The organism is Cyanobium sp. PCC 7001 (genome assembly GCF_000155635.1).
Taxonomy (GTDB): domain Bacteria; phylum Cyanobacteriota; class Cyanobacteriia; order PCC-6307; family Cyanobiaceae; genus NIES-981.
On record NZ_DS990556.1, the window covers coordinates 1,244,474 to 1,267,374 of the forward strand.

General features: G+C 68.4%; 26 protein-coding genes and 2 tRNA genes. 19 read left to right on the plus strand and 9 right to left on the minus strand.

Annotated features, from left to right (window positions below; all coding sequences use genetic code 11):
- Positions 1-32 precede the first annotated feature (32 nt).
- The 13 genes from sppA (at position 33) to CPCC7001_RS06155 (ending at position 10,681) form a co-directional block, all read left to right on the plus strand.
- Positions 33-845 carry a signal peptide peptidase SppA gene (sppA, locus tag CPCC7001_RS06095; RefSeq protein ID WP_006911413.1) on the plus strand — a complete coding sequence of 271 codons (813 nt, stop codon included), beginning with the start codon at positions 33-35 and terminating at the stop codon, positions 843-845.
- Complete coding sequence (gene aroH, locus CPCC7001_RS06100) at positions 842-1,216, plus strand: chorismate mutase (protein WP_006909876.1); 375 nt, start codon at positions 842-844, stop codon at positions 1,214-1,216. Before sppA ends, aroH begins: the two co-directional genes overlap by 4 nt.
- Positions 1,217-1,396: 180 nt before the next feature.
- Positions 1,397-1,903, plus strand: coding sequence for a DUF2808 domain-containing protein (locus CPCC7001_RS06105; RefSeq protein WP_006910484.1), 507 nt, complete (start codon positions 1,397-1,399; stop codon positions 1,901-1,903).
- A gap of 95 nt (positions 1,904-1,998) precedes the next feature.
- The gene (gene rpmH / locus CPCC7001_RS06110; protein WP_006911460.1) at positions 1,999-2,136 is read left to right on the plus strand and encodes a 50S ribosomal protein L34; all 138 of its coding nucleotides are present in this window, start codon (positions 1,999-2,001) and stop codon (positions 2,134-2,136) included.
- 4 nt (positions 2,137-2,140) lie between these two features.
- A complete protein-coding gene (gene rnpA, locus CPCC7001_RS06115; protein WP_006910459.1) occupies positions 2,141-2,524 on the plus strand; it encodes a ribonuclease P protein component in 384 nt (127 codons plus the stop codon).
- On the plus strand, positions 2,521-2,931 hold the full coding sequence (locus CPCC7001_RS06120) for a PH domain-containing protein (RefSeq protein ID WP_006910301.1): 411 nt from the start codon (positions 2,521-2,523) through the stop codon (positions 2,929-2,931). The genes rnpA and CPCC7001_RS06120 overlap by 4 nt, the downstream gene beginning before the upstream one ends.
- Positions 2,932-3,004: 73 nt before the next feature.
- Entirely contained in the window at positions 3,005-4,144 is a 1,140-nt protein-coding gene (gene yidC / locus CPCC7001_RS06125; protein ID WP_006910687.1) for a membrane protein insertase YidC, read from the plus strand.
- Positions 4,145-4,157: 13 nt separating this feature from the next.
- On the plus strand, positions 4,158-4,712 hold the full coding sequence (locus tag CPCC7001_RS06130; RefSeq protein WP_156796692.1) for a DUF177 domain-containing protein: 555 nt from the start codon (positions 4,158-4,160) through the stop codon (positions 4,710-4,712).
- Positions 4,709-6,229 (plus strand): AAA family ATPase, encoded by a 1,521-nt coding sequence (locus CPCC7001_RS06135; RefSeq protein WP_006910026.1) that lies wholly within the window; start codon positions 4,709-4,711, stop codon positions 6,227-6,229. Before CPCC7001_RS06130 ends, CPCC7001_RS06135 begins: the two co-directional genes overlap by 4 nt.
- A gap of 70 nt (positions 6,230-6,299) precedes the next feature.
- Positions 6,300-6,479, plus strand: a complete 180-nt coding sequence (locus CPCC7001_RS06140; protein ID WP_006911115.1) for a hypothetical protein — start codon at positions 6,300-6,302, stop codon at positions 6,477-6,479.
- Between the two features lie 129 nt (positions 6,480-6,608).
- A complete protein-coding gene (locus CPCC7001_RS14005; RefSeq protein WP_225867187.1) occupies positions 6,609-7,631 on the plus strand; it encodes a hypothetical protein in 1,023 nt (340 codons plus the stop codon).
- A 419-nt stretch (positions 7,632-8,050) separates the two neighbouring features.
- Positions 8,051-9,265 carry a C1 family peptidase gene (locus CPCC7001_RS14770; RefSeq protein WP_156796693.1) on the plus strand — a complete coding sequence of 405 codons (1,215 nt, stop codon included), beginning with the start codon at positions 8,051-8,053 and terminating at the stop codon, positions 9,263-9,265.
- Between the two features lie 252 nt (positions 9,266-9,517).
- Positions 9,518-10,681 carry an aminotransferase class V-fold PLP-dependent enzyme gene (locus tag CPCC7001_RS06155; RefSeq protein ID WP_006909647.1) on the plus strand — a complete coding sequence of 388 codons (1,164 nt, stop codon included), beginning with the start codon at positions 9,518-9,520 and terminating at the stop codon, positions 10,679-10,681.
- 41 nt (positions 10,682-10,722) lie between these two features.
- Here CPCC7001_RS06155 and aqpZ read toward each other — a convergent pair whose 3' ends face one another.
- The 4 genes from aqpZ to yidD form a co-directional block, all read right to left on the minus strand.
- Complete coding sequence (aqpZ, locus tag CPCC7001_RS06160) at positions 10,723-11,463, minus strand: aquaporin Z (protein ID WP_006910986.1); 741 nt, start codon at positions 11,461-11,463, stop codon at positions 10,723-10,725.
- Between the two features lie 119 nt (positions 11,464-11,582).
- Positions 11,583-13,085, minus strand: a complete 1,503-nt coding sequence (locus tag CPCC7001_RS06165; RefSeq protein ID WP_006909280.1) for a UDP-N-acetylmuramoyl-L-alanyl-D-glutamate--2,6-diaminopimelate ligase — start codon at positions 13,083-13,085, stop codon at positions 11,583-11,585.
- Between the two features lie 30 nt (positions 13,086-13,115).
- Entirely contained in the window at positions 13,116-13,388 is a 273-nt protein-coding gene (locus tag CPCC7001_RS06170; RefSeq protein WP_006909727.1) for a glutaredoxin family protein, read from the minus strand.
- 15 nt (positions 13,389-13,403) lie between these two features.
- Entirely contained in the window at positions 13,404-13,676 is a 273-nt protein-coding gene (yidD, locus tag CPCC7001_RS06175; protein ID WP_043369644.1) for a membrane protein insertion efficiency factor YidD, read from the minus strand.
- Positions 13,677-13,849: 173 nt separating this feature from the next.
- Here yidD and rpsD point away from each other — a divergent pair, with 173 nt between their 5' ends.
- A complete protein-coding gene (rpsD, locus tag CPCC7001_RS06180) occupies positions 13,850-14,458 on the plus strand; it encodes a 30S ribosomal protein S4 (protein WP_043368690.1) in 609 nt (202 codons plus the stop codon).
- A 104-nt stretch (positions 14,459-14,562) separates the two neighbouring features.
- Here rpsD and trpC read toward each other — a convergent pair whose 3' ends face one another.
- The 5 genes from trpC to CPCC7001_RS06205 all read right to left on the minus strand — a co-directional run bounded on the left by trpC (position 14,563) and on the right by CPCC7001_RS06205 (position 18,232).
- Positions 14,563-15,450, minus strand: coding sequence for an indole-3-glycerol phosphate synthase TrpC (gene trpC, locus CPCC7001_RS06185; protein ID WP_006910452.1), 888 nt, complete (start codon positions 15,448-15,450; stop codon positions 14,563-14,565).
- A gap of 57 nt (positions 15,451-15,507) precedes the next feature.
- Positions 15,508-16,962 carry a dihydrolipoyl dehydrogenase gene (locus CPCC7001_RS06190; protein ID WP_006909298.1) on the minus strand — a complete coding sequence of 485 codons (1,455 nt, stop codon included), beginning with the start codon at positions 16,960-16,962 and terminating at the stop codon, positions 15,508-15,510.
- A 49-nt stretch (positions 16,963-17,011) separates the two neighbouring features.
- On the minus strand, positions 17,012-17,869 hold the full coding sequence (locus tag CPCC7001_RS06195; RefSeq protein ID WP_006910744.1) for an RNA methyltransferase: 858 nt from the start codon (positions 17,867-17,869) through the stop codon (positions 17,012-17,014).
- 18 nt (positions 17,870-17,887) lie between these two features.
- The gene (locus CPCC7001_RS06200) at positions 17,888-18,136 is read right to left on the minus strand and encodes a hypothetical protein (protein WP_006910236.1); all 249 of its coding nucleotides are present in this window, start codon (positions 18,134-18,136) and stop codon (positions 17,888-17,890) included.
- 12 nt (positions 18,137-18,148) lie between these two features.
- Positions 18,149-18,232: transfer RNA gene (locus tag CPCC7001_RS06205), tRNA-Leu, on the minus strand.
- A 137-nt stretch (positions 18,233-18,369) separates the two neighbouring features.
- Between CPCC7001_RS06205 and murA the strand changes: the two genes are divergently transcribed.
- The 5 genes from murA to CPCC7001_RS06230 all read left to right on the plus strand — a co-directional run bounded on the left by murA (position 18,370) and on the right by CPCC7001_RS06230 (position 22,897).
- Positions 18,370-19,731, plus strand: coding sequence for a UDP-N-acetylglucosamine 1-carboxyvinyltransferase (murA, locus tag CPCC7001_RS06210; RefSeq protein WP_006911109.1), 1,362 nt, complete (start codon positions 18,370-18,372; stop codon positions 19,729-19,731).
- A 12-nt stretch (positions 19,732-19,743) separates the two neighbouring features.
- Positions 19,744-19,825, plus strand: a tRNA-Leu gene (locus tag CPCC7001_RS06215).
- Between the two features lie 83 nt (positions 19,826-19,908).
- The gene (locus tag CPCC7001_RS06220; protein WP_071778350.1) at positions 19,909-21,102 is read left to right on the plus strand and encodes an aspartate aminotransferase family protein; all 1,194 of its coding nucleotides are present in this window, start codon (positions 19,909-19,911) and stop codon (positions 21,100-21,102) included.
- 16 nt (positions 21,103-21,118) lie between these two features.
- A complete protein-coding gene (locus tag CPCC7001_RS06225; RefSeq protein WP_006911797.1) occupies positions 21,119-22,330 on the plus strand; it encodes a folylpolyglutamate synthase/dihydrofolate synthase family protein in 1,212 nt (403 codons plus the stop codon).
- Positions 22,331-22,405: 75 nt separating this feature from the next.
- Complete coding sequence (locus tag CPCC7001_RS06230) at positions 22,406-22,897, plus strand: pentapeptide repeat-containing protein (protein ID WP_050757200.1); 492 nt, start codon at positions 22,406-22,408, stop codon at positions 22,895-22,897.
- The last annotated feature ends 4 nt before the right edge of the window (positions 22,898-22,901 follow it).

Sequence of the window (22,901 nt, forward strand, 5' to 3'; positions counted from 1 at the left end):
TTTTTAAGATCCAGCCACTTTCCGACATCCCCATGGTCTGGCCCTGGCGCCGCAAGACACGCCGCACCATGGCGCGGATCGCCATCGAGGGGCCGATCGGCGGTGGCACCCGAACCCGCGTTCTCAAGGCCCTGCGACAGGTGGAGCAGCGGGAATGCCCGGCCCTGCTCCTGCGCATCGACAGCCCCGGCGGCACCGTGGGCGACAGCCAGGAGATCCACGCCGCCCTGATGCGCCTGCGGCAGAAGGGCTGCCGCGTGGTGGCCAGCTTCGGCAACATCTCCGCCTCGGGCGGGGTCTACATCGGCGTGGCCGCGGAGAAGATCGTGGCCAACCCCGGCAGCATCACCGGCTCGATCGGCGTGATCCTGCGCGGCAACAACCTCTCCAAGCTGCTGGAGCGGATCGGGGTGAGCTTCGAGACCGTCAAGAGCGGCCTCTACAAGGACATCCTCTCGCCCGATCGCGCCCTCACCGAGGCCGAGCGCGGTCTGCTGCAGAGCCTGATCGACTCCAGCTACGGCCAGTTCGTGGCTGCCGTGGCCGAGGGCCGCGGCCTGGAAGAGGAGGCGGTGCGGAGCTTCGCCGACGGCCGGGTGTTCAGCGGCGCCCAGGCCCTGGAGCTCGGACTGGTGGACAGCCTCGGGGATGAGGAGGCCGCGCGCCGGCTGGCGGCCGAGCTGGCCGGCCTGGATGTGGAGAAGACGCGGCCGATCACCTTCGGGGCGCCGCCGCGCCGCTTCGCCGGCCTCATCCCGGGCCGCAGCCAGCTGCGGGCGGTGCTGCAGCTGTTCAGCCTCGAACTCGGCTGGGGCGGCCAGCCCCTGTGGCTCTACCGCCCATGAGCCTGCCCCTGCGACTCCGCGCCCTGCGGGGCGCCACCACCTGCACAGCCAACACCGTGGCCGCCATCGACGAGGCCGTGGCGGAACTGGTGGACACCCTGGTGGCGCGCAACGGCCTGGAGGGCGAGCAGGTGCTGTCGGTGACCTTCTCCGTCACCGCCGACCTGGATGCCTGCTTTCCCGCTGCCATCGCCCGCAGGCGGCCAGGCTGGGAGCACGTGGCCCTGCTGGATTGCCAGCAGATGGCGGTGGCCGGGGATCTGGAGCGCTGCATCCGGCTGCTGGCCCACGCCTGGATGGAGCCCGAGCGGCTGCCGTGCCACCCCTACCTGCGCGCGGCGAGCCGGCTGAGACCCGATCGCGCCAGCTAAGCGGCCGGCCACCCCCTCCCACACGCCCCCATGGGCTCTGCTGGGATGAAGGCAATGACACATGGAGGCCCAATGGGGTTCTCATCGCGACGCCGGTCCCTGGCGGCACGGGCGGCTCTCGGGAGCGCCGCCGCTCTCGGTGCTGGCCTGGCCGCCGCTCTGGGCGGCCTCGCTCCCCTGATGCTCCAGCCACCCGCCCAGGCCCAGGGCACCCCGGGGCTGCTGGAGTTCCGCTGGGAGAACAACCGCGACTACCGCAAGCTCTACTTCTGGATGAGCAACACCCAGCGGCTCAAGCGCTCGGATTACTACCTGATGCTGCGCCCCAAGGACCGCAAGACAGCGATCCTCAAGCTCAGCGTCACCATCCCCGACCACTTCGACGCCAAGATCGATCCCTCCCGCGTCAAGCTCTGCAAGATGAGCAAGGGCGGGATGCTCTCGCGCACGCGCTGCACCGAGACGATTCCGGCCACCATCGAGCTGGCCGAGAACGGCGGAGCGATCGAGATCTTTCCCGACACCCCGGTGGGCGACACCGACACGATCGGGGTGTACATGAGCATCTTCAATCCCTACAGCGTGGGGATGTATCAGTTCAATGCCCTGGCTCAGGCCCCCGGGGATGTGCCGATCTCCGGATACCTCGGCAGCTGGCTCATCCAGATCGATCCCCCCAGCAACTGAGGCCCAGCGACTGAGGCAGGGCAGGCCCCGAGGGGCCGCCTGATAACTTGAGCCAACGCCGATAACGCCGCGACGCCAGGAGCGACCAGACCGACATGACCAAGCGCACTCTCGAGGGAACCAGCCGCAAACGCAAGCGGGTGTCCGGCTTCCGCGTGCGCATGCGCACCCACACCGGCCGCCGGGTGATCCGCAGCCGTCGTCGCCGCGGACGCTCCCGCCTGGCCGTCTGAGCCGGTGGCCCTGCCCCAGCGTCACCGACTGAAGGGGCAACGGGTGTTCGACAGCCTCTACCGCAAGGGCCGTCCAATGAACGGCCCTTTTTTGATGCTGCGCTGGCAGCCCGCCAGGGCCGAGCTCCTTCCCCCCGAGCAACGCCGGCATGGCAGCAGCCCCTGGCGTTGCGGGGTGGTGATCAGCACCAAGGTGCACAAGCGGTCGGTACAGCGCAACCGGCTGCGGCGCCTGCTGCATCAGCATCTGCGCCAGCAGCCGATCGGCCGCGAGGAGGGTCCGGTATGGCTGCTGCTGAGCCTCAGGCCCGGCTGCGCCGAGCGCAGTTCCGACGCCCTGCTGGAAGAATGTCAGGAGCTTCTGCAACGAGCAGGTCTGATCCGATGAGCAAGCAGGGCCCGGGCGAGATTCAGGAAACCGTGTTCTACGAGGGTGGTCCGGCCCGGGGCGACCTGATCGTGAACCTGCTGTTCGGGCTCACCGTGATCGGCCTCCCCTTCGCGGTGGGTGCCGTGGTGCGGGCCCTCTGGCTGCGCTTCCGCATCACCAGCCGCCGCATCGAGGTGAACGGCGGCTGGATGGGCCGGGACCGCACCCAGGTGGTGTACAGCCAGATCCGGGAGGTGCGCAGCGTGCCGCGCGGCTTCGGCGCCTGGGGCGACATGGTGCTGGTGCTCAGCGACGGCGCCAAGCTGGAGATGCGCTCGGTTCCCCGTTTCCGCGAGGTGGAGGCCTACATCGAGGAGCGGCGCGAGGCCAAGCGCCCCGCCGCCCCCAAGGGCATCGCGGCCTGAGCCGCCCTCTGAGTCCGTGAGGGCTCAGGCACACTGAGCCACGCTGTCCACCTACACCCAGGCCCCCTCCGCCGTGATCGGCTACATCTCCGACAACCTGCTCCTCCCGATCCTCGACTTCTTCTACGGATTGGTGCCGAGCTACGGGCTGGCGATCATTGCCCTCACGGTGGTGATCCGGCTCGCCCTGTTCCCGCTGAGCGCCGGCTCGATCCGCAATGCCCGCCGCATGCGCATCGCCCAGCCGGTGATGCAGAAGCGCCAGGCCGAGATCAAGAGCCGCTACGCCAACAACCCCCAGAAGCAGCAGGAGGAGCTCGGCAAGCTGATGAAGGAGTTCGGCAGCCCCTTGGCGGGGTGCCTGCCCCTGCTGGTGCAGATGCCGATCCTGTTCGCTCTGTTCGCCACCCTGCGGGGCTCACCCTTCGCCGACGTGCCCTACACCCTCAACCTGAAGGTGGTGCCGGCGGAGCAGGCGGCGGCGATCGAGACCAAGCCCTTCAACAGCGCCAGCCACTCCATCTTCGTCACCAGCACCAACCACGTGCCGGTGATCGCCAGCCTCGAGGCCGGCAACAAGCTCGGGGTGGGCAGCCGCGAGACGGTGAGCCTGCACACCAAAGACGGCGCCAGCTTCGCCTCGGTGCTGGACGGGGTGGAGAACGGCGACGCCTTCTCCCCCAGCTGGAGCGTCACCAAGGGTGAGGGCGTGGTGAGCGTGGACCAGAACGGCACCATCACCGCCCTCAGCCCGGGGGATGCCACGGTGGAGGCGAAGATCCCCGGCCTGGCGGCCCGCAGCGGCTTCCTGTTCATCCGGGCCCTGGGCCAGGTGGGCTTCATGACCGACGGCAGCGTCAACTGGGACATCGCCGGTCTGGTTGGGGCCTTCGGCGCCACCCTCTTCCTCTCCCAGATCCTCTCCGGGATGGGCATGCCCCCCAACCCGCAGCAGTCCACGGCCAACAAGATCACGCCGGTGATGATCACGGCCATGTTCCTGTTCTTCCCGCTGCCGGCCGGGGTGCTGCTCTACATGGTGGTGGCCAACATCTTCCAGGCCCTGCAGACCTTCCTGCTCAGCCGCGAGGCCCTGCCGGAGAACCTCCAGGCGATCCTGGACCAGCAGCGCGCCCAGCAGACCGTCACCGTGGCTGCCGGGCCTGGCGGTTCGGGTGGACGGCTGCCGTTCGAGCCCAAGCGCAAGAAGTGAGCCCCCAGCTGCCTTGAGTTCCCGACAGCCCGCCACCCCGACCGGCCTGAGGCCCGTGCCCATCCGGGAGCTGCAGGGCCTGGAGCTGGGCCGCGAATGGAGCCTGGAGGAACACCTCCCCGCCCTCGCCAGCCTCACCCCCGTGCGGGGGACAGTGCGGGCCGTGCACCGCGGCAACGTGCTCGAGGTGGAAGGCCAGGCCGGCACGATCGTGACCCTCTGCTGCGACCGCTGCCTCCAGCACTACAACCACCCTCTGGAAGTGGAGGCCCGCGAACTGATCTGGCTGGGGGACGCGGCGCGGCACGCGGATCTCGAGGCGCTGCTGGCCGACGGTGGCGCCGACGCCCTCGATCTGGACGCCGACAGCCTCACCGAGAGCCTCGATCCAAGGGGGGACTTCGACCCGGGCCACTGGATCTTCGAGCAGCTCAGCCTGCGCCTGCCGCTGGTGAACCGCTGCGGCCAGGCCTGCCCGGGCCCGGCCTCCTGGGGCAGTGCCGCAGGCGCCACCGATCCGCGCTGGGCGGCCCTGGCCAGGCTGCGCAGCGAATCGGACGCTGGATGAGCAGCGCGGCGGGCTGGGCAGACCAACTCGATCTGATGATCCGGGCCCGCACCCCGATCATCTGGATTCGCAGCCAGGAGGAGCAGCGGCTGGAGACCCTGCTGCGTCAGGCTGCCGTCCGGCTGGGCAACCGCACCCTGCTGAGCTGGGATTTCGTGGAGGGGCTTCAGGGGGCACCCAACCGGGAGGGGGAAGCGGCCCGCAACCCGATGGCGGCCCTGAGCTGCCTCAACGGCCTGCCGCCGGATCAGGAGGCGCTGCTGCTGCTGCGCGACTTCCACCGCTACTGCGACGACGCCGGAATCTGCCGGCGGCTTCGCAATCTGACCCGGGACCTGCGCCAGAGCCCGCGCACCCTGATCATCACCGCGGCGGACTGGCAGGTGCCGCCGGATCTCGACGACTGCATCACCCTGCTGGATCTGCCGCTGCCGGATGCCAACGAGATCGGCGCCCTGCTGAGCTCGATCGCGGCGGCGAGCGGCCAGCCCCTGGAGGCGCCGGTGCTGCGCCAGCTCACGGCGGCCTGCCACGGCCTCAGCGAACAGCGGGTGCGCCAGCTGGCCGCACGGGCCCTGGCCCGCCGCGGCCAGCTGGGGGAGGACGATCTGGCGGAGGTGCTGGAGGAAAAGCGCCTGGCCATCGCCCGCAGTGAGCTGCTGGAGTACTGCCCCAGCAGCTCCACACCGGCGGACATCGGCGGGCTGGAGAGTCTCAAGCAGTGGCTGGAACAGCGGCGCATGGCCTTCAGCGAGGAGGCGCGGGCCTATGGCCTGCCCCTGCCACGCGGCGTGCTGCTGGTGGGCCCCCAGGGCACCGGCAAGTCGCTCACGGCCAAGGCTATCGCCCACAGCTGGGGGATGCCGCTGCTGCGGCTCGACGTGGGCCGGCTCTTCGCCGGGCTGGTGGGGGCCTCGGAGGCCCGCACCCGGGACATGATCCAGCGGGCCGAGGCAATGGCCCCCTGCGTGCTCTGGATTGATGAGATCGACAAGGGCTTCGGCCTGATGGGGGGCGGGGACGGCCGCAGCGACGGCGGCACCAGCCAGAGGGTGCTCGGCACGGTGCTCACCTGGATGGCGGAGAAGACCAGCCCGGTGTTCGTGGTGGCCACGGCCAACGCGGTGGAACGGCTGCCGCCCGAGCTGCTGCGCAAGGGACGCTTCGATGAGATCTTCCTGCTCGATCTGCCCGGCGCGGAAGAGCGGCGGGCGATCCTGGACCTGCAGCTGCGGCGTCGGCGGCCCCACCACCAGCTGCCCCTCGAGGTGCTGGTGGACCGCACCGCCGGCTTCAGCGGTGCCGAGCTGGAACAGACGGTGATCGAAGCGATGCACCTGGCCTTTGCGGAACAGCGGGAGTTCGGCGAAGCCGATCTGATCATGGCCGCCAGCCAGGTGGTGCCCCTGAGCCGCACGGCTCGCGAACAGCTCGAAGCGCTGCACCAGTGGGCCAGCACGGGCCGCGCCCGACCGGCCTCAAGGTTGCGGGGCGTAACGAACTCCGACGCCAGGTAACAAGCCAACGATCCCGCCCTGGCCGGCCCGAAAGCGCTCCCTACGGTCAGCGTCAGAACCAGGCTCTGCCATGACCCCCAGCCCCACCCCCCGCGACCGCGGTGAACTCTTCACCCAGCTGGCCGTGGCCTGCATCGGGGCCGGCGTGGTCACCACCGTGGCCGTGGCCCAGGGCCAGAACCCGATCACCGCGCTGGGCATCACCCTGTTTTCCGCCGTGGCCGCGGTGATGCTGGGCCAGGTGCTCTGAACCTCCGGGCTTCCAGCCACTTTGCAAAGGGGGTGGGCCCTGTTGCCCCTTCCACAACGGCACGTCTAGAAGTGAAGATATCGTCTTCCGTGCCGTTCGATGAGCCACCCATCGAAACGCCTTTCCGCCATGGCGTTGCCAGCCATGGCCATGGCTGTTGTGATGACATGCAGCAGCACGTTGCCGGCCGCGGCCTCCCTGCTGCAGTCTTCCCCAGCCCCGGGTTCCGAACTTCTGATTGCCAAGGAACGGGACAAGGACAAAAAAGAGAAGGAAGAGCGGCGTAAGAACAAGAAGAAGCAGGCGGAGCAACGCAACTCCAAACCAAGGAAGAACGACAACCGAAAGCAGGAAGCCAAGCGCAACGATCAGAAGCGAAAGGAGCAGAAACAAAACGATCGCAAGGGCAACAACAAGAAGGCCAACAACAACAAACACAACGACAGGAAGCCCTCGCAACGCACCCTCACCAAGGAGGAGCGCGACCGGATCTATCGCAAGGGTGTGCGGGAGGGCAAGGAGCGCGGCTACGACAAGGGCGTGAAATCCGGTTACCGCGAAGGCCTCGACAAGGGACGCGACCGCGGTTACAACCGGGGCTATGACCGGGGTTACGACCGCGGCTACCGCAAGGCCTCCGACCGCTGGCGGGACTGGGACAGCAACCGCTGGCGCTCCTACAACAGCCGCCGCCGCGACATCTGGCGCCGGCCGGCAGTGGTGAACAACTACTACGGCAATCCGGGCTGGGCACGAAGCCGCACCTGGTACCGCGACCGGCCCTGGGGTGGCGGCTGGTACGGCGGCTGGGGATCGAGCTCACCACCGTGGGGCTGGTGGTTCGGCCAGTCGCTGGTGTGGGGCATCACCACCATCGCCACTGCGGCGATCATCAACAACGCCATCGAGCGCGCCATCGAACGGCGCCAGCCCACGGTGCTGGTGCCCGACTCCAACTGGCAGCTGTACTACGGCAGCGTCCAGCCGGTGCAGGAGTCGGGGGTGACCTTCGCGGTGTACAACGGCTCGGGCACCTATCAGATGGAGGCCGACTGCAACGAGGGCCTGCTCAACGGCGAGGTGCCCACCACCCCCGCCGAGGCGCAGCTGATCAATGCCGCCTGCCAGGTGACCTATGGCACCCAGACCTGAGACCATCGTGGCTATCGCCTGCTGAGCCTCTCCAGAGAGCCACCCGGAACACGGAGATCCTGCTGTCTTCACTCCCACGTGAGCTGGCAGAGATCTCAAGTCCAGGTCCAACAAGACACAGGATCAGGCCGGACATCTGTGGACTGCCCCAGCCATGAGTTGAAGGCAGGGATCAAGAGCAGCGGAGGCAAACAACAAGCACGCCGTCTCGAGGGATGCCAACACTGAAGCGCGACGAAGTGATCAACACAACCGCTTGGAAACAAACCCGCTGAACAGCAAGTTTCTACTATTTTTGTATCATCAGACACAGCCAAGTCAGCTTATCAATATCTGTTAAGACAATATCGCCACATCTTCAGCGCAACATCAAGGTGGAGGCACCTGAGAGATATCAATTCGTCCTGATACTGTTCATCATGAAGCTTTCCCGATTCAAGCAGCTTTCCCGAGAGAAGCCTTTCTCAACAAGGCTGGCGACTGCACTATCGATGCTGTCCATCTCAGCTAGCCCGATTACTGCCGCCCGGGCCGTCGATTATCGCACCTACACGGAATCAACTCCCACTTCCAACCCGCACTTCAGTGACCAGGAGTTTACCAAGCGACTTGGAGCCGCCACGGTGCTCTCTGGAGGGCCAGGCGCAGGAACGTCTGCCATGCCTCCAGGCGCAGCCACACCGGATGCACCAGCTGGGACAGGGAAGAGTTACCCACGCTTCTATGTGATTCCTCAGAGCCAGCGCCCATTGATCTTGGATCAGGGATCATGCCCAAGCTGCGTGGGCTGGGCAACTGCGGCAGCAGCGAATACGGTGATTGCAAAATCAGGAAAGCACATGTCCTATCTACATGTGCTGTGGCTTCCTGATCCTTTTTTTCTGTATACCTTTGGCGGCCGCCTTTGTGACAACACAGGCATCACAGGGCTTGGGGGATGGCAGATCGATAAAGCAACTACACTGCTGACAAAACCACAACTCGTCTCGACGCTGGTCCCAGGGATCAAGGACAGCATCGGCTCAACCAGGAGAGCCATCCTGAAAGGCTTGACTGTACAGGCATCCAAAACTGGCACCATCACAGACAAGGACGCCATGCGGAATTTTCTTTGGAAGAAAGGTGGCCTGGTAGGAAACATGACAACACTGCCGACCTTCAATCGGTATAGCAAAGGCATCTACGATCATTCCGACTTCCTCGACAAGATTGTCAAGCCAATGGAAATCATTGCGGCCATGCCGATCAACCAAAACAATCCGGAAATCCAGAGTTTACCTCAAAAGATGCGGAGCAACTTCAGCATGAATGGAGGTGGACATGCCATGATGGTGATTGGCTACTTCGCGGGTGGAGAAATCAACATGAATGAATATCTTTCCCCATTCCTAGAGGAGAAATACCGCAAGCCTCTCGAATCCATCAAACTCAACATGCCACCCTTCTGGATCGTGCAGAACAGCTGGGGGTCAACGTGGGGATTGCAGGGCCTTGCCTACATCAGGGCTGACGCCCCTCGATACACGTACACCCACAGCAGCGACAACAAAGTTTACTTAAATGACCCCATTGACGACGTCATGTATTACATGGACGACATCGTGGTGAAACGCAATGGCAAAGCTGTGATCTGAGGCCTCCTCTGATCGTGCTTATCTGCATTCGGTTCACGTTGACCAGGAGGTCATGGATCTCTGGAGCAGGCCCGAAGGTTCTTTGGCGATATCTACCGCCCATGTATCACGCCCAGAGATAGCGACCAAGATGCCATGGCCGTACGAAGATCACAGGCCGCAGCAACTAGAGGCTCACAGAATGGTTCTGGCCGGAAGACTCTGGCCAGAACGTTCGGGTCGCCCTGACCCACCAGCCACCTCGATACACCCATGATAAGGGATCTTTGTCCCGCGCTTGCCAACAAGACCTACTTCAACTACGGCGGCCAGGGCCCCCTCCCCAATCCCAGCCTGGAGGCCATGGTGGCCGCCTGGCAGCGGATCCAGGAGCTGGGGCCCTTCACCGATGCAGTTTGGCCGTTCGTGGAGTCCACCGTGTCGGGTCTGCGCCGCAGGCTCGGCGGCTGGCTTGGGGTGGAGCCCCACCGGCTGGCCTTCACCGAGAACGTCACCAGCGGCTGCGTGCTGCCGCTGTGGGGTCTGCCGTGGACGCCAGGCGATGAACTGCTGATCGGCGACTGTGAGCACCCCGGCGTGGTGGCCGCCTGCCGGGAGCTGGGGCACCGCCAGGGCCTGGTGGTGCGCACCTGGGCCGTGGGCGATCTGCGCGGCGACGCCGCCAGCACCGATGCGGCCGTGCTGAACCGTCTGGAGGCGGCGCTCACCCCCCGCACCCGGCTGGTGGTGCTCTCCCACCTGCTGTGGAACACGGGCCAGATCATGCCCATCGCCGGAGCAGCCGAGACGCTGAAGGGTCATCCGGCCCAGCCCTGGCTGCTGGTGGATGCGGCCCAGGCCCTCGGCTGCATTCCCGCCCAGGCGGCAGCCCAGGCCGCGGACATCTATGCGTGCACAGGCCACAAATGGTGCTGTGGACCGGAGGGGCTGGGGGTAGTGGCGCTGTCGGAGCGGCTGCTGGCCGAGTCCCGTCCCACCCTGATCGGCTGGCGCAGCCTCAGCCATGAAGCCACCGCGGACAGCGGCTTCCATACGGACGGCCGCCGTTTCGAGGTGGCCACCTCCTGCATCCCCCTGTTTGCAGGCCTGGATCAATCGCTCCGGCTGCTGGAGGCCGAGGGCACTGACCAGGAAAGGGCGGCTCGGATCCGGCAAAGCGCCGGCGTGCTCTGGCAGGGGCTGGGGCCGATCGCCGGGCTCGAGACCCTGCTGCAGGTTCCACCCCCGGCCGGACTGGTGAGCTTCGCGCTGCCTGGACTCGACCCCCCAGCGGTGGTGAAGTGGCTGGGGGAGCAGGGCCTCTGGATTCGCAGCCTGGACGATCCGCCCTGCCTGCGGGCCTGCACCCACATCTGCACCACCGAAGGTGAGAGCCAGGGCCTGATGGAGGCCCTGGCCACGATCAGCAGCAACTGATCAACGGCAGTGGCGGGGCAGGCCGGGCGGGCCCGGCCAACTCACTCAGCCGCGGACTCGAACAGGCTGCGGTGGACCCAACCGGCGATCAGGGCCCCCACGATCGGGGCCAGCCAGAACAGCCACAGCTGGCCCATGGCCTCGCCACCCACCCACACGGCCACACCGGTGCTGCGGGCGGGATTCACAGAGGTGTTGGTGACGGGGATGCTGATCAGGTGAATCAGGGTGAGGGCCAGGCCGATCGGCACACCGGCGAGATCTTGGATCGCATCCTTGTGGGTGGCTCCCAGGATCACCAGCAGGAAGAAGAAGGTGAGCACCAGCTCGATCACCAGGGCGGAGAAGAAGCCGTAGCCCCCCGGTGAGTTGCTGCCGAAGCCATTGGTGGCGAGGGCATTGGCCCCCTCGATCACAAATCCAGGACGGCCGCTGGCCACGAGCTTGATGACACCACCGGCGATCACCGCGCCAATCACCTGGGCCACGATGTAGGGCAGGAGCTCGGCACTCCGGAAGCGGCCGCCGGCCCAGAGGCCGAAGCTCACCGCCGGGTTGATGTGGCAGCCGCTGATGTGACCGATGGCGTAGACCATGGTGAGCAGCGTGAGGCCGAACGCCAGGGCCACCCCGAGAAAGCCCAGGCCGAGGGGATTGACCGCGGCATTGTCGTAGGGGAAGTTGGCCGCGAGCACGGCACTGCCGCAGCCGCCAAGCACCAGCCAGAAGGTGCCGCAGGCTTCGGCAAGGAACTTCCTGCCGATGGGAACAACCTGAGCCATCGCATCAACCGATACAGCGGCCGGATCGTAGAGGCACTGCCCCCGGGGGGAAACGGATGAGCCACCGGCCGTGGGGAAACAGTCACATCGCTCCAGGGCCGACGACGGACCGGGGAGCGTCAGGCCGTGATGCCGCGGAGGGCCTTCTCCGCCTCCTCCCGGTCGTCGAAGTGGATCTTGGTGGTGCCCAAGATCTGGTAATCCTCGTGGCCCTTGCCCGCGATCAGCACCAGATCGGTGGGTCCGGCACCGGCGATGGCCGCGGCGATCGCCCGGGCCCGATCCACCTCCACCTCCAGCTCCGTGCCAGCCGGGATGCCGGCCACCACGTCGTCGAGGATGCGCTGGGGATCCTCCGTACGCGGGTTGTCGGAGGTCACCACCACCCGATCGGCAAGGCGGGCCGCGATCGCGCCCATCTGGGGCCGCTTGCCGCGATCCCGGTCGCCGCCGCAGCCGAACACGCAGATCAGACGGCCCCGGGTGAAGGGCCGGCTGGCCCGCAGCGCATTCTCCAGACCATCGGGGGTGTGGGCGTAGTCCACCAGCACGGCCGGTTGGTCCTCGCGGCCCCCCGCCAGCACCCGCTCCATGCGTCCCGGCACCCCCCGGAAGCTGGCCAGCCCCTCCAGCAGCATCGGCAGCGGCAGGCCTTGCTGCGCCAGGGCCCCCACGGCCTGGAGCAGGTTCATCAGGTTGAAGCGGCCCAGCAGGGGGGAGCGGAAGTGGCCCGCGCCGAGCGGCGTCACCAGCCGCCCCCGGACCCCGCTGCTGTCCATCTCCAGGCTGTCGATGCGGAGATGGGCCGACGGATCCTCGAGCGAACTGGTCCAGCAACGCTCGCCCAGCTGCCGGGCCAGCTGGGCGCCCCAGGGGTCATCCCCATTGACCACGGCGTTCGGCGTGGCGCTCTCCAGCAGCAGTGGCGCCGCGAACAGACTCGCCTTGGCAGCGAAGTAGGCTTCCATGGACGGGTGGTAGTCCAGGTGGTCCTGGGTGAGGTTGGTGAACACGGCGCCGGCGAAGCGGCAGCCCGCCACCCGCTGCTGATCCAGGGCGTGGGAGCTCACCTCCATGGCCCCGATGCGGGCTCCGGCATCGGCCGCCTGGGCCAGCTGGGCCTGCAGCAGATCGGCGAAGGCCGTGGTGTGCTGGGCGGTCACGGCATAGCCGGGCCAGCGGTTCTCGAGGGTGCCGAACAGGGCCGCGGGGGTGCCGGCGGTGGCGGCCAGATGCTCGATCAGGTGGGTGGTGGTGGTCTTGCCGTTGGTGCCGGTCACCCCGATCAGGGCGAGGCGCTGGCTGGGCTCACCCCAGAAGGCGGCGGCCAGCAGCCCGGCCCAGCGGGCCACCGGCCCCTCCACCACCACCACCGGATCGGTGGTGGACGGCGGATCGGCGGCCGCGGCGGCGGTGCCCACCACGGCGGCGCAGGCGCCGGACTTCAGGGCCGAACGCCAGTAGGCGCCGCCATCCACCTGGGTGCCCGGCAGACCCACAAACAACGTGCCCGGGCCCACGCGGCGGGAGTCGCAGCTGATGGTGTGAACCGTGGCCTCGCCAAGGGCCTCGGGAACCTGCAATCCCACGTCGCGCAGGAGGGGGTGGAGCAGGTGGGTCATGGGCGGTGGCCGCTGGGAAATGGCGCCGTTCTAGGCGCTTCCCCCAGGAAAACCGTTCCTGTGCAACCAAACCAGCAGGGCCGTGTCCACCAGACGAGGCGGCACGCGAGGCAGCAACTGCTCCACCCCATCGCGGCGCCAGGCCAGCACCGGCACCTCCAGCCCGAAGCGCGCCGAGAGGGCCGGATCCCCATCCACGTTCACCACCTCCAGCTCAGGGGCGGGAGAGAGCGCGCGCAGCTTCTCTTCGAGGCCCTCACAGAGGCAGCAACCCGGACGGGAATAGAGCAGCAGCGCGGTCATGGGGGGAGCAGCGGGTCAGTCGGGCACCGGATCACAGCCGCAGGGCGTGAACGGATGGCAACGCAGCAGACGCCGCAGAGTGAGCCAGCTTCCACGCCAGGGGCCATGGCGGCGGATCGCCTCCAGGCCGTAGGCGCTGCAGCTGGGGATGAAACGACAGCGGGGTCCCAGCAGGGGGGACAGACAACGGCGGTAGCAGCCGATCAACCCCAGCAGCACCAGGGCGATCCAGCGGGAGGGGCCGGCGGAAAGGGCCGCGGCGTCCTGCCGAGACGGCCCACGGGGCAGCTTGACGGCGCTGGGGCCGTCCAGGTGCGGGATGAGCCCGAGCGCCTCAGGGCCAACCGATAGGATCGATCGCTGGCGCGTCAAGCGCGGGCTGCGGACGTTCTCCAGCATGCCCGAGCCGAGGCCGCCATGGGCCCCCGAATGGGGCCATCCCGTCCCACGACCCTGTTTTCATGTCCCGTTACCGCGGCCCTCGCCTGAGGATCACGCGGCGCTTGGGAGACCTTCCCGGTCTCACCCGTAAGTCCGCCAAGCGGTCTTATCCCCCCGGTCAGCACGGCCAAGCCCGTCGCAAGCGCTCCGAATACGCCATCCGTCTGGAAGAGAAGCAGAAGCTCCGCTTCAACTACGGCATCTCCGAGCGGCAGCTCGTTCGCTACGTCAAGAAGGCCCGCGCCCAGGGTGGTTCCAGCGGAACCAACCTGCTCAAGCTGCTCGAGAACCGCCTCGACAACATCTGTTTCCGCCTCGGCTTCGGCCCCACCGTGCCCGGTGCCCGCCAGCTGGTGAACCATGGCCACGTGACCGTGAACGGCCGCGTCGTGGACATCGCCAGCTACCAGTGCAAGCCCGGCGACGTGGTGGCCATCCGCGAGCGCAAGCAGAGCAAGAAACTGGCAGAAGGCAACCTCGAATTCCCTGGCCTGGCGAACATCCCGCCCCATCTGGAACTCGACAAGGCCAAGCTCTCCGCCAAGGTGATCAGCAAGTGCGAGCGCGAGTGGGTCGCCCTCGAGATCAACGAACTGCTGGTGGTGGAGTTCTACTCCCGCAAGGTCTGAGTGTCGGTGCTGCCTCTCGGGCCGCGTTCCGTGCCCCCGTCGGCAGCCCGTCACCCAGCCTCTTTTCCAGCCTCCGCCCCAGGGCGGGGGCTTTCTGTTGGGCTTCAGCCCCCCTGAATCAGGGCCTCCAGCGCCGCCGTCACATCCGGCTGGCGCATCAAAGCCTCCCCCACCAGCACCGCATCGGCACCGGCCTGCTGCACCCGGTCGAGGTCGTCGCGGCTGAACAGGCCCGACTCGCTCACCAGCAGGGCGCCGCGCTCCCGGATCGCCGCGCCATAGCCCTCCATGAGCTGCTCGGTGGTGGCCAGATCGGTGTGGAAGCTGGTGAGGTCGCGGTTGTTGATGCCGATCAGGCGCACCCCCTCGAGGGCCAGCACCCGCTCGAGCTCTGCGGCGTCATGCACTTCCACCAGCACGGCCAGGCCCAGGCTGCGGGCCACCTTGAGCAGGTAGGCCATGTCCTGGTCGCTGAGGATGGCGGCGATCAGGAGCGCGGCATCGGCACCGGCGGCCCGGGCCTGATGCAGCTGGTAAGGCGTGAGGATGAAGTCCTTGCAGAGCAGCGGCTGATCCACCACCTGCCGCACCTGGACGAGCACCTCGAAGCCCCCCTGGAAGAAGGTTTTGTCGGTGAGCACCGACAGACAACTGGCACCGCCTGCGGCATAGCCGCGGGCAATGGCTTCCGGGTCGAAGTCCTCCCGGATCACCCCCTTGCTGGGGCTGGCCTTCTTGATCTCGGCGATCACGGCGGGCTTGCGGCAGCTCGCCCGCAGCGCCGCCTCGAAATCACGGGTGGGCGGCAGATCGGCCACCTGGGCCCGCAGCTTCTCCAGGGGCAGCCGTGCCCTGGCGCTGGTCACCTCCCGGTCCTTGTCCCACACGATCCGCTCGAGGATGTGCCTCGGCTCGGCCTCGTCGTGGGGAATGGCGTATTCCAGGTGGGCCACCTTCACTTTGGGGTTCGGGGGGCGGCGGCGGATCTCCATCAGAGGCGGGAAGGGGCTGGGAGCAGGGTGGTGTTCTTGGGGGAGGCAGGCCCGATATCAGGCCACGGCCATGGCGGCCTGCTTGTAGGCCACCTCCACCACCTCACTGAGGGTGGGATGGGTGTGCACCTCGCTGGCCAGCTGCACCACACTCTGGCGGCGCGCCACGGCGTTGGCGATCTCCTGAATCAGGTCGGCGGCATGCAGGCCGTAGATGTGGGCGCCCAGCACTTCACCGGTGGCCTTGTTGAACAGCAGCTTCATCAGACCATCGCTCTCGAGCTCCGCCAGGGCCTTGGAGTTGGCCTTGAAATAGCTGCGCACGCTGCCCAGCTCGAAGCCATCCTTCGCCGCTAGCGCCTTGGCCTCCGCCTCGCTCAGGCCCACCGAGCTGATCTCGGGGTGGGTGAAGGTGGCGGCCGGGATGGAGCGATAGTCGATCCGCCTGCCGTGGCCGAGGATGTTGTCGATGGCCACGGTGCCCTGGGCAGCAGCGGTGTGGGCCAGCATCATCTTTCCGGTCACATCGCCCACGGCCCAGAGATGGGGCACGGGCTCACCCCCCACCAGTACGCGCATGTGGTCGTCCACGGGAATGAAGCCGCGCTCGGTTTCCACCCCCACGGCCGCCAGGTTGAGTTCGCCGCTGCTGGGCACGCGGCCGGTGGCCACCAGCACCGCGTCCACCTCCAGGGTTTCCACCAACTCCTTGGTCTGCATGTCGGCCAGCTCGATGGTCACCGGACAACCGGGGGTGACCTTGCGGGCCAGCACGCCTGCCCTGGCGTCGATGTCGCGGCCGTCGATCAGGTGGCGGGCAGCGATCTTGGCGATGTCGGGATCGAAGGTGGGCATCACCCGATCGAGGGCCTCAATCATGGTGACCTCACAGCCCAGGGCGGTGTACACATCGGCGAACTCCAGGCCGATGTAGCCGCTGCCGATGATGGCCAGCCAGCGGGGCAGCCACTCCAGGCTCACGGCCTCGTCGCTGGTGAACACGGTGCGGCCGTCGGTCTCGATGCCGCGGGGCACGAACGGCTCGGACCCGGTGGCCAGGATCACGTCACGGGCGCTGTAGGTGCGCTCCACGCCGCTGCCGCTCTCCCGCACGGTCACCTGCTGATGGCCCGCCAGGCGCCCTTTGCCCCGCAGGATGGTGGCGCCGGCCCGCTCCAGGGTCTTGGTGAGGTTGGTGCGGATCGTGGCCACCAGCTGGTTGGCGTGATCGGCGATCTTCTGGCGCTCGAAGCGCACCGGGGCGGCGTGGATGCCGAAGCCGGCCAGGTGCTCGGCATCGGCCAGCTCCCGCACCCGGCCGCTGGCGGCCAGCAGGGCCTTGGAGGGCACACAGCCGCGGTTCACGCAGGTGCCGCCCATGTCACGCCCTTCGACGATCGCCACCGTCAGCCCGTGCTCCGCCGCGTGCTTGGCCGCATCGAAACCGCCGTAGCCGGCGCCGATCACGATCACGTCGAAGTCGAAGGCGGCTGTGGAGGGGGCGTCGCTCACCGGGGGCCGTGCTCAGGTGGGGGCATTCTCCCCCGTGACCGGTCCGGCGTCAGTCCAGCGGCTGCGGGAGCTGCTGGGGATCCTGCTGCTGCTGACGCAGGCGCTCCAGCAGCAGCGGGGCGGCGGCCACCGCCACATTGAGCGACTCCACCGCCGCGCTGTGGGGGATCGTGACGCGGTGGGTGGCCCGCTGCAGCAGCTGCCCGGAGAGGCCGGCGCCCTCCTGGCCCAGCAGCAGCACCGTGGGCCGTTGCCAGTCCAGCTGCCAGTAGGGGATGGCGCCTGCCTGGGGTGGAACGGTGGCCACCACCTGCAGGGCTTCGGAGCCTGTCTCGGCGGTGCGGGCGGCGAGCTCCCCGAGCTGGTGCAGCAGCGTCTCGCGACTGCCCCGCTGCAAGGGCAGGGCCAGGGCCGCCCCGGCCGAGGCCCGCAGCGCCTTGGGCTGGAGGGGATCGGCCCCCTCGGCCAACCACAGCGCCTCCACGCCGGCGGCCAGAGCCGTGCGCATCAACGTGCCCAGATTGCCCGGATCCTGCACCCCATCGAGGGCGAGAACCAGCCGTGCCGTCGCCGGCCCCCAGCCGGCGGGCGGGGTCGGCAGGGCGGCCACCACCCCATCGGGGTGGTCGGTGGTGGCGACGGCGGCGAGCACCTCCTCGGTGACGGTGGTGATGGCGACACCAGCGCGGATGGCGCCGAGGGTGGGGGCATGGTTCCGCTGCCACATCCCTGTGGCCAGCAGATGGGCAGGCTCCAGGCCCAGCCGCAGGGCCTCCTGGAGCAGGTGGGTGCCTTCGAGCAGCACCAACCCCTGTTCGCGGCGCCCCTTGGCGGTGTGGAGCTGCCGAAGCCGCTTCACCAGCGGATTCCGCCGGCTGCTGATCAGTGGCTCAGCCGCAGCGCTCACGGCAGGGTTCCGGCGCGGTCAGAAGCGTTCGCGGCGGCGCACCCGCATCGCCTCGTGCATGACGATGTCATCGGCCTGGAGCTCCAGCCCCTTCACGGCCGCCACCTCGCCCTTGATGCCCTCGGCCCGCAGGTTCTCGATCAGCTTGCTGACAACAATGTCTTCGACCGTGGTCTGGTCGAGGCTGTCAGGGGTGAGACTCTCCAGAAACTTGCCCACCTTCGAGGCGACCACCTCGGAGGAATTGGAAATATTGAGGAGAATCATGGGTTGTGAAAGTGCGGATGGGGAGACTTGAACTCCCACGACATTGCTGCCACTAGTACCTGAAACTAGCGCGTCTACCAATTCCGCCACATCCGCGTGGCCGTCGCGCTGCGACCCGGAAACGATACGGCATCACCCCCCGCCCCTAGCCAGTTCCGGCGGCGGCCGTCTGGACGGTCTCACGATTTGTTGTCAAGATGCCGCCACAAGGGCGCCGGAACAGGCTGGGAATCATGAGTCTTCTTGCTGTTCCGGCCGCCGATGCTGCCACCGATGCCCCCGACCCCCAGTTGCTGATCGCCGGCGGCCGGCGCCTGGAGGGAGAAGTGAAGGTGAGTGGCGCCAAGAATTCCGCCCTGGTGCTGATGGCGGCCTGCCTGCTCACCCGCGAGCCGATGCGCCTGCGGAATGTGCCGCCGCTCACCGACATCACCGGCATGGGCGAGATGCTCGAGAGCCTGGGTGGCCGGGTGCATCGCCACAACGACACCCTGGAGCTGGATGGCTCCGACATCCACAGCGCCACCGCTCCCTATGAGCTGGTGAACAGCCTGCGGGCCAGTTTCTTCTGCATCGGCCCCCTCCTCGCCCGCATGGGCATGGCCAAGGTTCCCCTCCCCGGTGGCTGCCAGATCGGCACCCGGCCGGTGATCGAGCACGTGAAGGGGCTCAAGGCTCTCGGTGCCCAGGTGACGATCGAGCACGGCGTGGTGACAGCCGTGGTGCCGGGTCAGGGGCATCGCCTGCGGGGCAGCCGCATCCACCTGGACTGCCCCAGCGTCGGCGCCACCGAAACGCTGATGATGGCGGCGGCTCTGGCCGACGGCGAGACCGTGATCGACAACGCCGCCCAGGAGCCTGAGGTGGTGGACCTGGCCGGCCTCCTGCTGGCGATGGGGGCCCGAATCCGGGGAGCCGGCACCCCCACCATCACGATCGTGGGGGTGGAGCGCCTCCACGGCGCCGACTACGCCGTGATCCCCGATCGCATCGAGGCCGGCACGCTGCTGCTGGCCGCAGCCATCACCCGCTCGTGCCTGCGGGTGACGCCCGTGATCCCCGAGCACCTCGGCGCCGTGCTCACCAAGCTCGAGGAAGCCGGTTGCCGCATCGAGCACGACGGCCTCGGCCTCACCCTCACGGCAAGCGAGATCCACGCGGTGGACCTGCGCACCCAGCCCTTCCCCGGTTTCCCCACCGATCTCCAGGCTCCGTTCATGAGCCTGCTGGCCACGGCCCGCGGCACCAGCGTGATCACCGAGAACATCTTCGAGAACCGTCTGCAGCACGTGGCCGAGCTGCAGCGCATGGGTGCCGCGATCCGGATGCAGAGCAACACGGCCTTCGTGGAGGGGGTGCCCCGGCTCAGTGGCGCTCCCGTGCAAGGCACGGATCTGCGCGCCTCGGCCGCCATGGTGCTCGCCGGTCTGGCCGCCGAAGGCATCACCACCGTGCGGGGCCTCGACTACCTCGACCGGGGCTACGCCGGTCTGGAAACCAAGCTCGCCGCCGTGGGCGCCTCGATCCAGCGGGTCGGCAGCGCCACGGCCAGCACCTCTGCCACCGTCAAGCCCGACACCCCCGTCGCCGCCTAAGCTCTGGCACAGGGGAGCGTGCCGGAATTGGTAGACGGACTCGACTCAAAATCGAGCGCCTTCGGGCATGTGGGTTCAAGTCCCACCGCTCCTATGGACCCGGGCATCGCCCATTCCGGCAGCAAGGCTGAGGAAAGCGCCGGCCAGAGCACCATCGCAGCGGCTGGCAGCGCGGTGATGGACACCTATGCCCGGTTCCCGATCAGCCTCAGCCGCGGGCGGGGCGTGTGGGTGTGGGACGAAGACGGCAAACGCTACCTGGACTGCGTGGCCGGCATCGCCGTCTGCACCCTGGGCCACAGCGATCCGAGCCTGCGGCGCGCCCTCGGCCGCCAGCTGGGCCGCCTGCAGCACGTGTCCAACCTCTACCGGATTCCGGAACAGGAGCAGCTCGCCAGCGCCATCGTCGAGCAGAGCTGCTTTGACCGGGTGTTCTTCTGCAACTCCGGTGCCGAGGCCAACGAGGCCGCCATCAAGCTGGCGCGCAAGCATGGCCAGGTGGTGCGGGGCATCCGCGGCACCACGGAGCGGCCTCCCCTGATCCTCACCGCCGAGGCCAGCTTCCACGGCCGCACCCTGGCGGCGGTGACGGCCACGGGCCAGCCCAAGTACCACCAGGGCTTCGCCCCGATGGTGCAGGGCTTCCGCTACTTCCCCTACAACGACATCGCCGCCTTCGAAGCCCTGCTGGCTGCGGCCGAAGCCGATGGCCCCCAGGTGGCGGCCGTGCTGCTCGAGCCCCTGCAGGGCGAGGGGGGGGTGCATCCGGGCGATCGCACCTTCTTCCAGCGGGTGCGCCAGCTCTGTGACGCCAAGCAGATCCTGCTGATCTTCGATGAGGTGCAGATCGGCGTGGGGCGCAGCGGCCGGCTGTGGGGCTACGAGCAGCTGGGGGTGGAGCCCGATGCCATCACCCTGGCCAAGGGTCTCGGGGGCGGCATCCCGATCGGTGCCCTGGCCGTGAAGCAGGCGGTGGACCACTTCCGGCCCGGCGACCACGCCAGCACCTTCGGCGGCAACCCCTTCGCGTGCCGCGCCGGCCTCACGGTGCTGGCCGAGATCCGGCGGCGCCGACTGCTCGATCACGTGCAGCGGATGGGGGAGCTGCTGCGGCAGGAGCTCGGTGCCCTGGTGGCCCGCCACCCCGCCCAGCTGGCGGGCGTGCGGGGCTGGGGATTGCTGCAGGGACTGGTGCTCAAGGACGGGGGCCCCACCGCGCCTGAACTGGTGAAGGGTGCCCTGGCTCAGGGCCTGCTGGTGGTGCCCGCCGGCCCCGGGGTGGTGCGCTTCGTGCCACCGCTCACGATCCAGGCCCGCCAGCTGCGCCAGGCCGTGCTGCTGCTGGAACGGGCCCTGGTGCACCTCGGCTGAGGGCTCCGGGGAGGGCGTGGATGACTTCTCCGACCTGATCCAGCCCTTCAGCCGCCGGGGGGTGGACCTCGGCCTCGATCGTCTTCAGGCAGCGCTGGCGGATCTCGGCCATCCGGAGCGGCGCTTCGCCGCCGTGCAGGTGGCCGGCACCAACGGCAAGGGATCGATCTGCACCCTGGTGCATCAGGCCCTGCTTGCCGCCGGCATCCGCACCGGGCTCTACACCTCGCCCCATCTGGTGAGCTGGACGGAGCGCATCCGCCTCGGCCCGGATGCCATCTCGGACGCCGCCCTGCGCACCCACCTGGAGGCAGCAACCCCGGCAGCCCGCCGCCACAACCTCACCCCCTTCGAGCTGGTGACCGCCGCGGCTTTCCTGGCCTTCGCTGCCGCCAAGCTGGAGCTGGTGGTGCTGGAGGTGGGGCTGGGGGGGCGGCTGGACGCCACCACCTGCCATCCCGATCGCCGCGTGGTGGGGTTCGCCAGCATCGGCCTGGACCACGCCGAAGTCCTGGGCCCGGATGTGGCCAGCATCGCCCGCGAAAAGGCGGGGGTGCTGGCGCCGGGCGCCGTGGCGATCAGCGCGTCCCAGGCCCCGGCAGTGCAGGCGGTGCTGGACTCGGAAGCCCGGCGGCAGGGGGCCAGCCTGATCTGGGTGGACCCCCTGGATAGGGAGCAGTGGGCCCTCGGGCTGCCCGGCGAGGTGCAGAGCCGCAACGGCGCCGTGGCCCTGGGCCTGCTGCAAGCCCTCGCCCGTCAGGGGTGGGACATTCCGGAGGCGGCGATCCGCCGCGGTTTCGCCACCGCCCGCTGGCCCGGGCGGCTGCAGCGGGTGCACTGGCGCGGCCTGCCGCTGCTGCTCGACGGTGCCCACAACCCTCCGGCGGCAGCCGTGCTCCGGGCCGAACTCGACCGCCACGGCCCCCGCCATGGGCTGCCGGCCGGACCGCGCCGCTGGGTGCTGGGTCTGCTGGCCAACAAGGAGGCCCCGCAGATCGTGGCCAACCTGCTGGCGCCGGGCGATCGGGCCTGGATCGTGCCGGTACCGGGCCATGCCTCGTGGTCGATCGCGGCCCTGCAGGACGCCCTCGACGTTGACCTGGCCAGCCGGCTCCAGCCGGCGGCGTGCCTTGAGGAGGCCCTGCAGGCAGCGGCGCCGGGCCCGATCCCCGTGGCGGGCTCGCTCTATCTGATCGGTCACCTTCTGGCGGCGATCGCGTCAGAGTGAAGGCACTGCCCGGAGGGACGCCCCGTGACCACCATCCCTGCCCGCCTGCCCTCGGTTCTGCGTCGCCTTCGGTGGATGGTTGACGCCCTGGCCCGCCTGGCTCTGCTGCTTGTGCTGGCCTGGTGCCTGGGGGGCGCGCCGGCGCCCGCAGCAGCGGAGTTCTCGGGCGTGGACTACACCCTCACCAACCAGAACGAACAGGATTTCAGCGGCCAGGACCTGGCCAACACCTCCTTCGCCGGCGCGGCCGGGCGCCACGCCGACTTCTCGGGGGCGAACCTGCACGGGGCGATCCTCACCCAGGCGGCGTTCCCGGAGGCGAGCTTCGCCGGAGCCGATCTCAGCGGCGTGCTGATGGACAAGGTGGACTTCTCCGGGGCCGATTTCACCGGCGCCGACCTGAGCGACGTGATCGCCTCCGGCAGCAACTTCAGCGGTGCCACCGTGACCAACGCCGACTTCACCGGCGCCCTGATCGATCGGGTCGACCAGCGCCTGCTCTGCCGTGATGCCGAGGGCACCCACCCGCTCACCGGTGCCGACACGCGCCTCAGCCTCGGCTGCTGAGCAA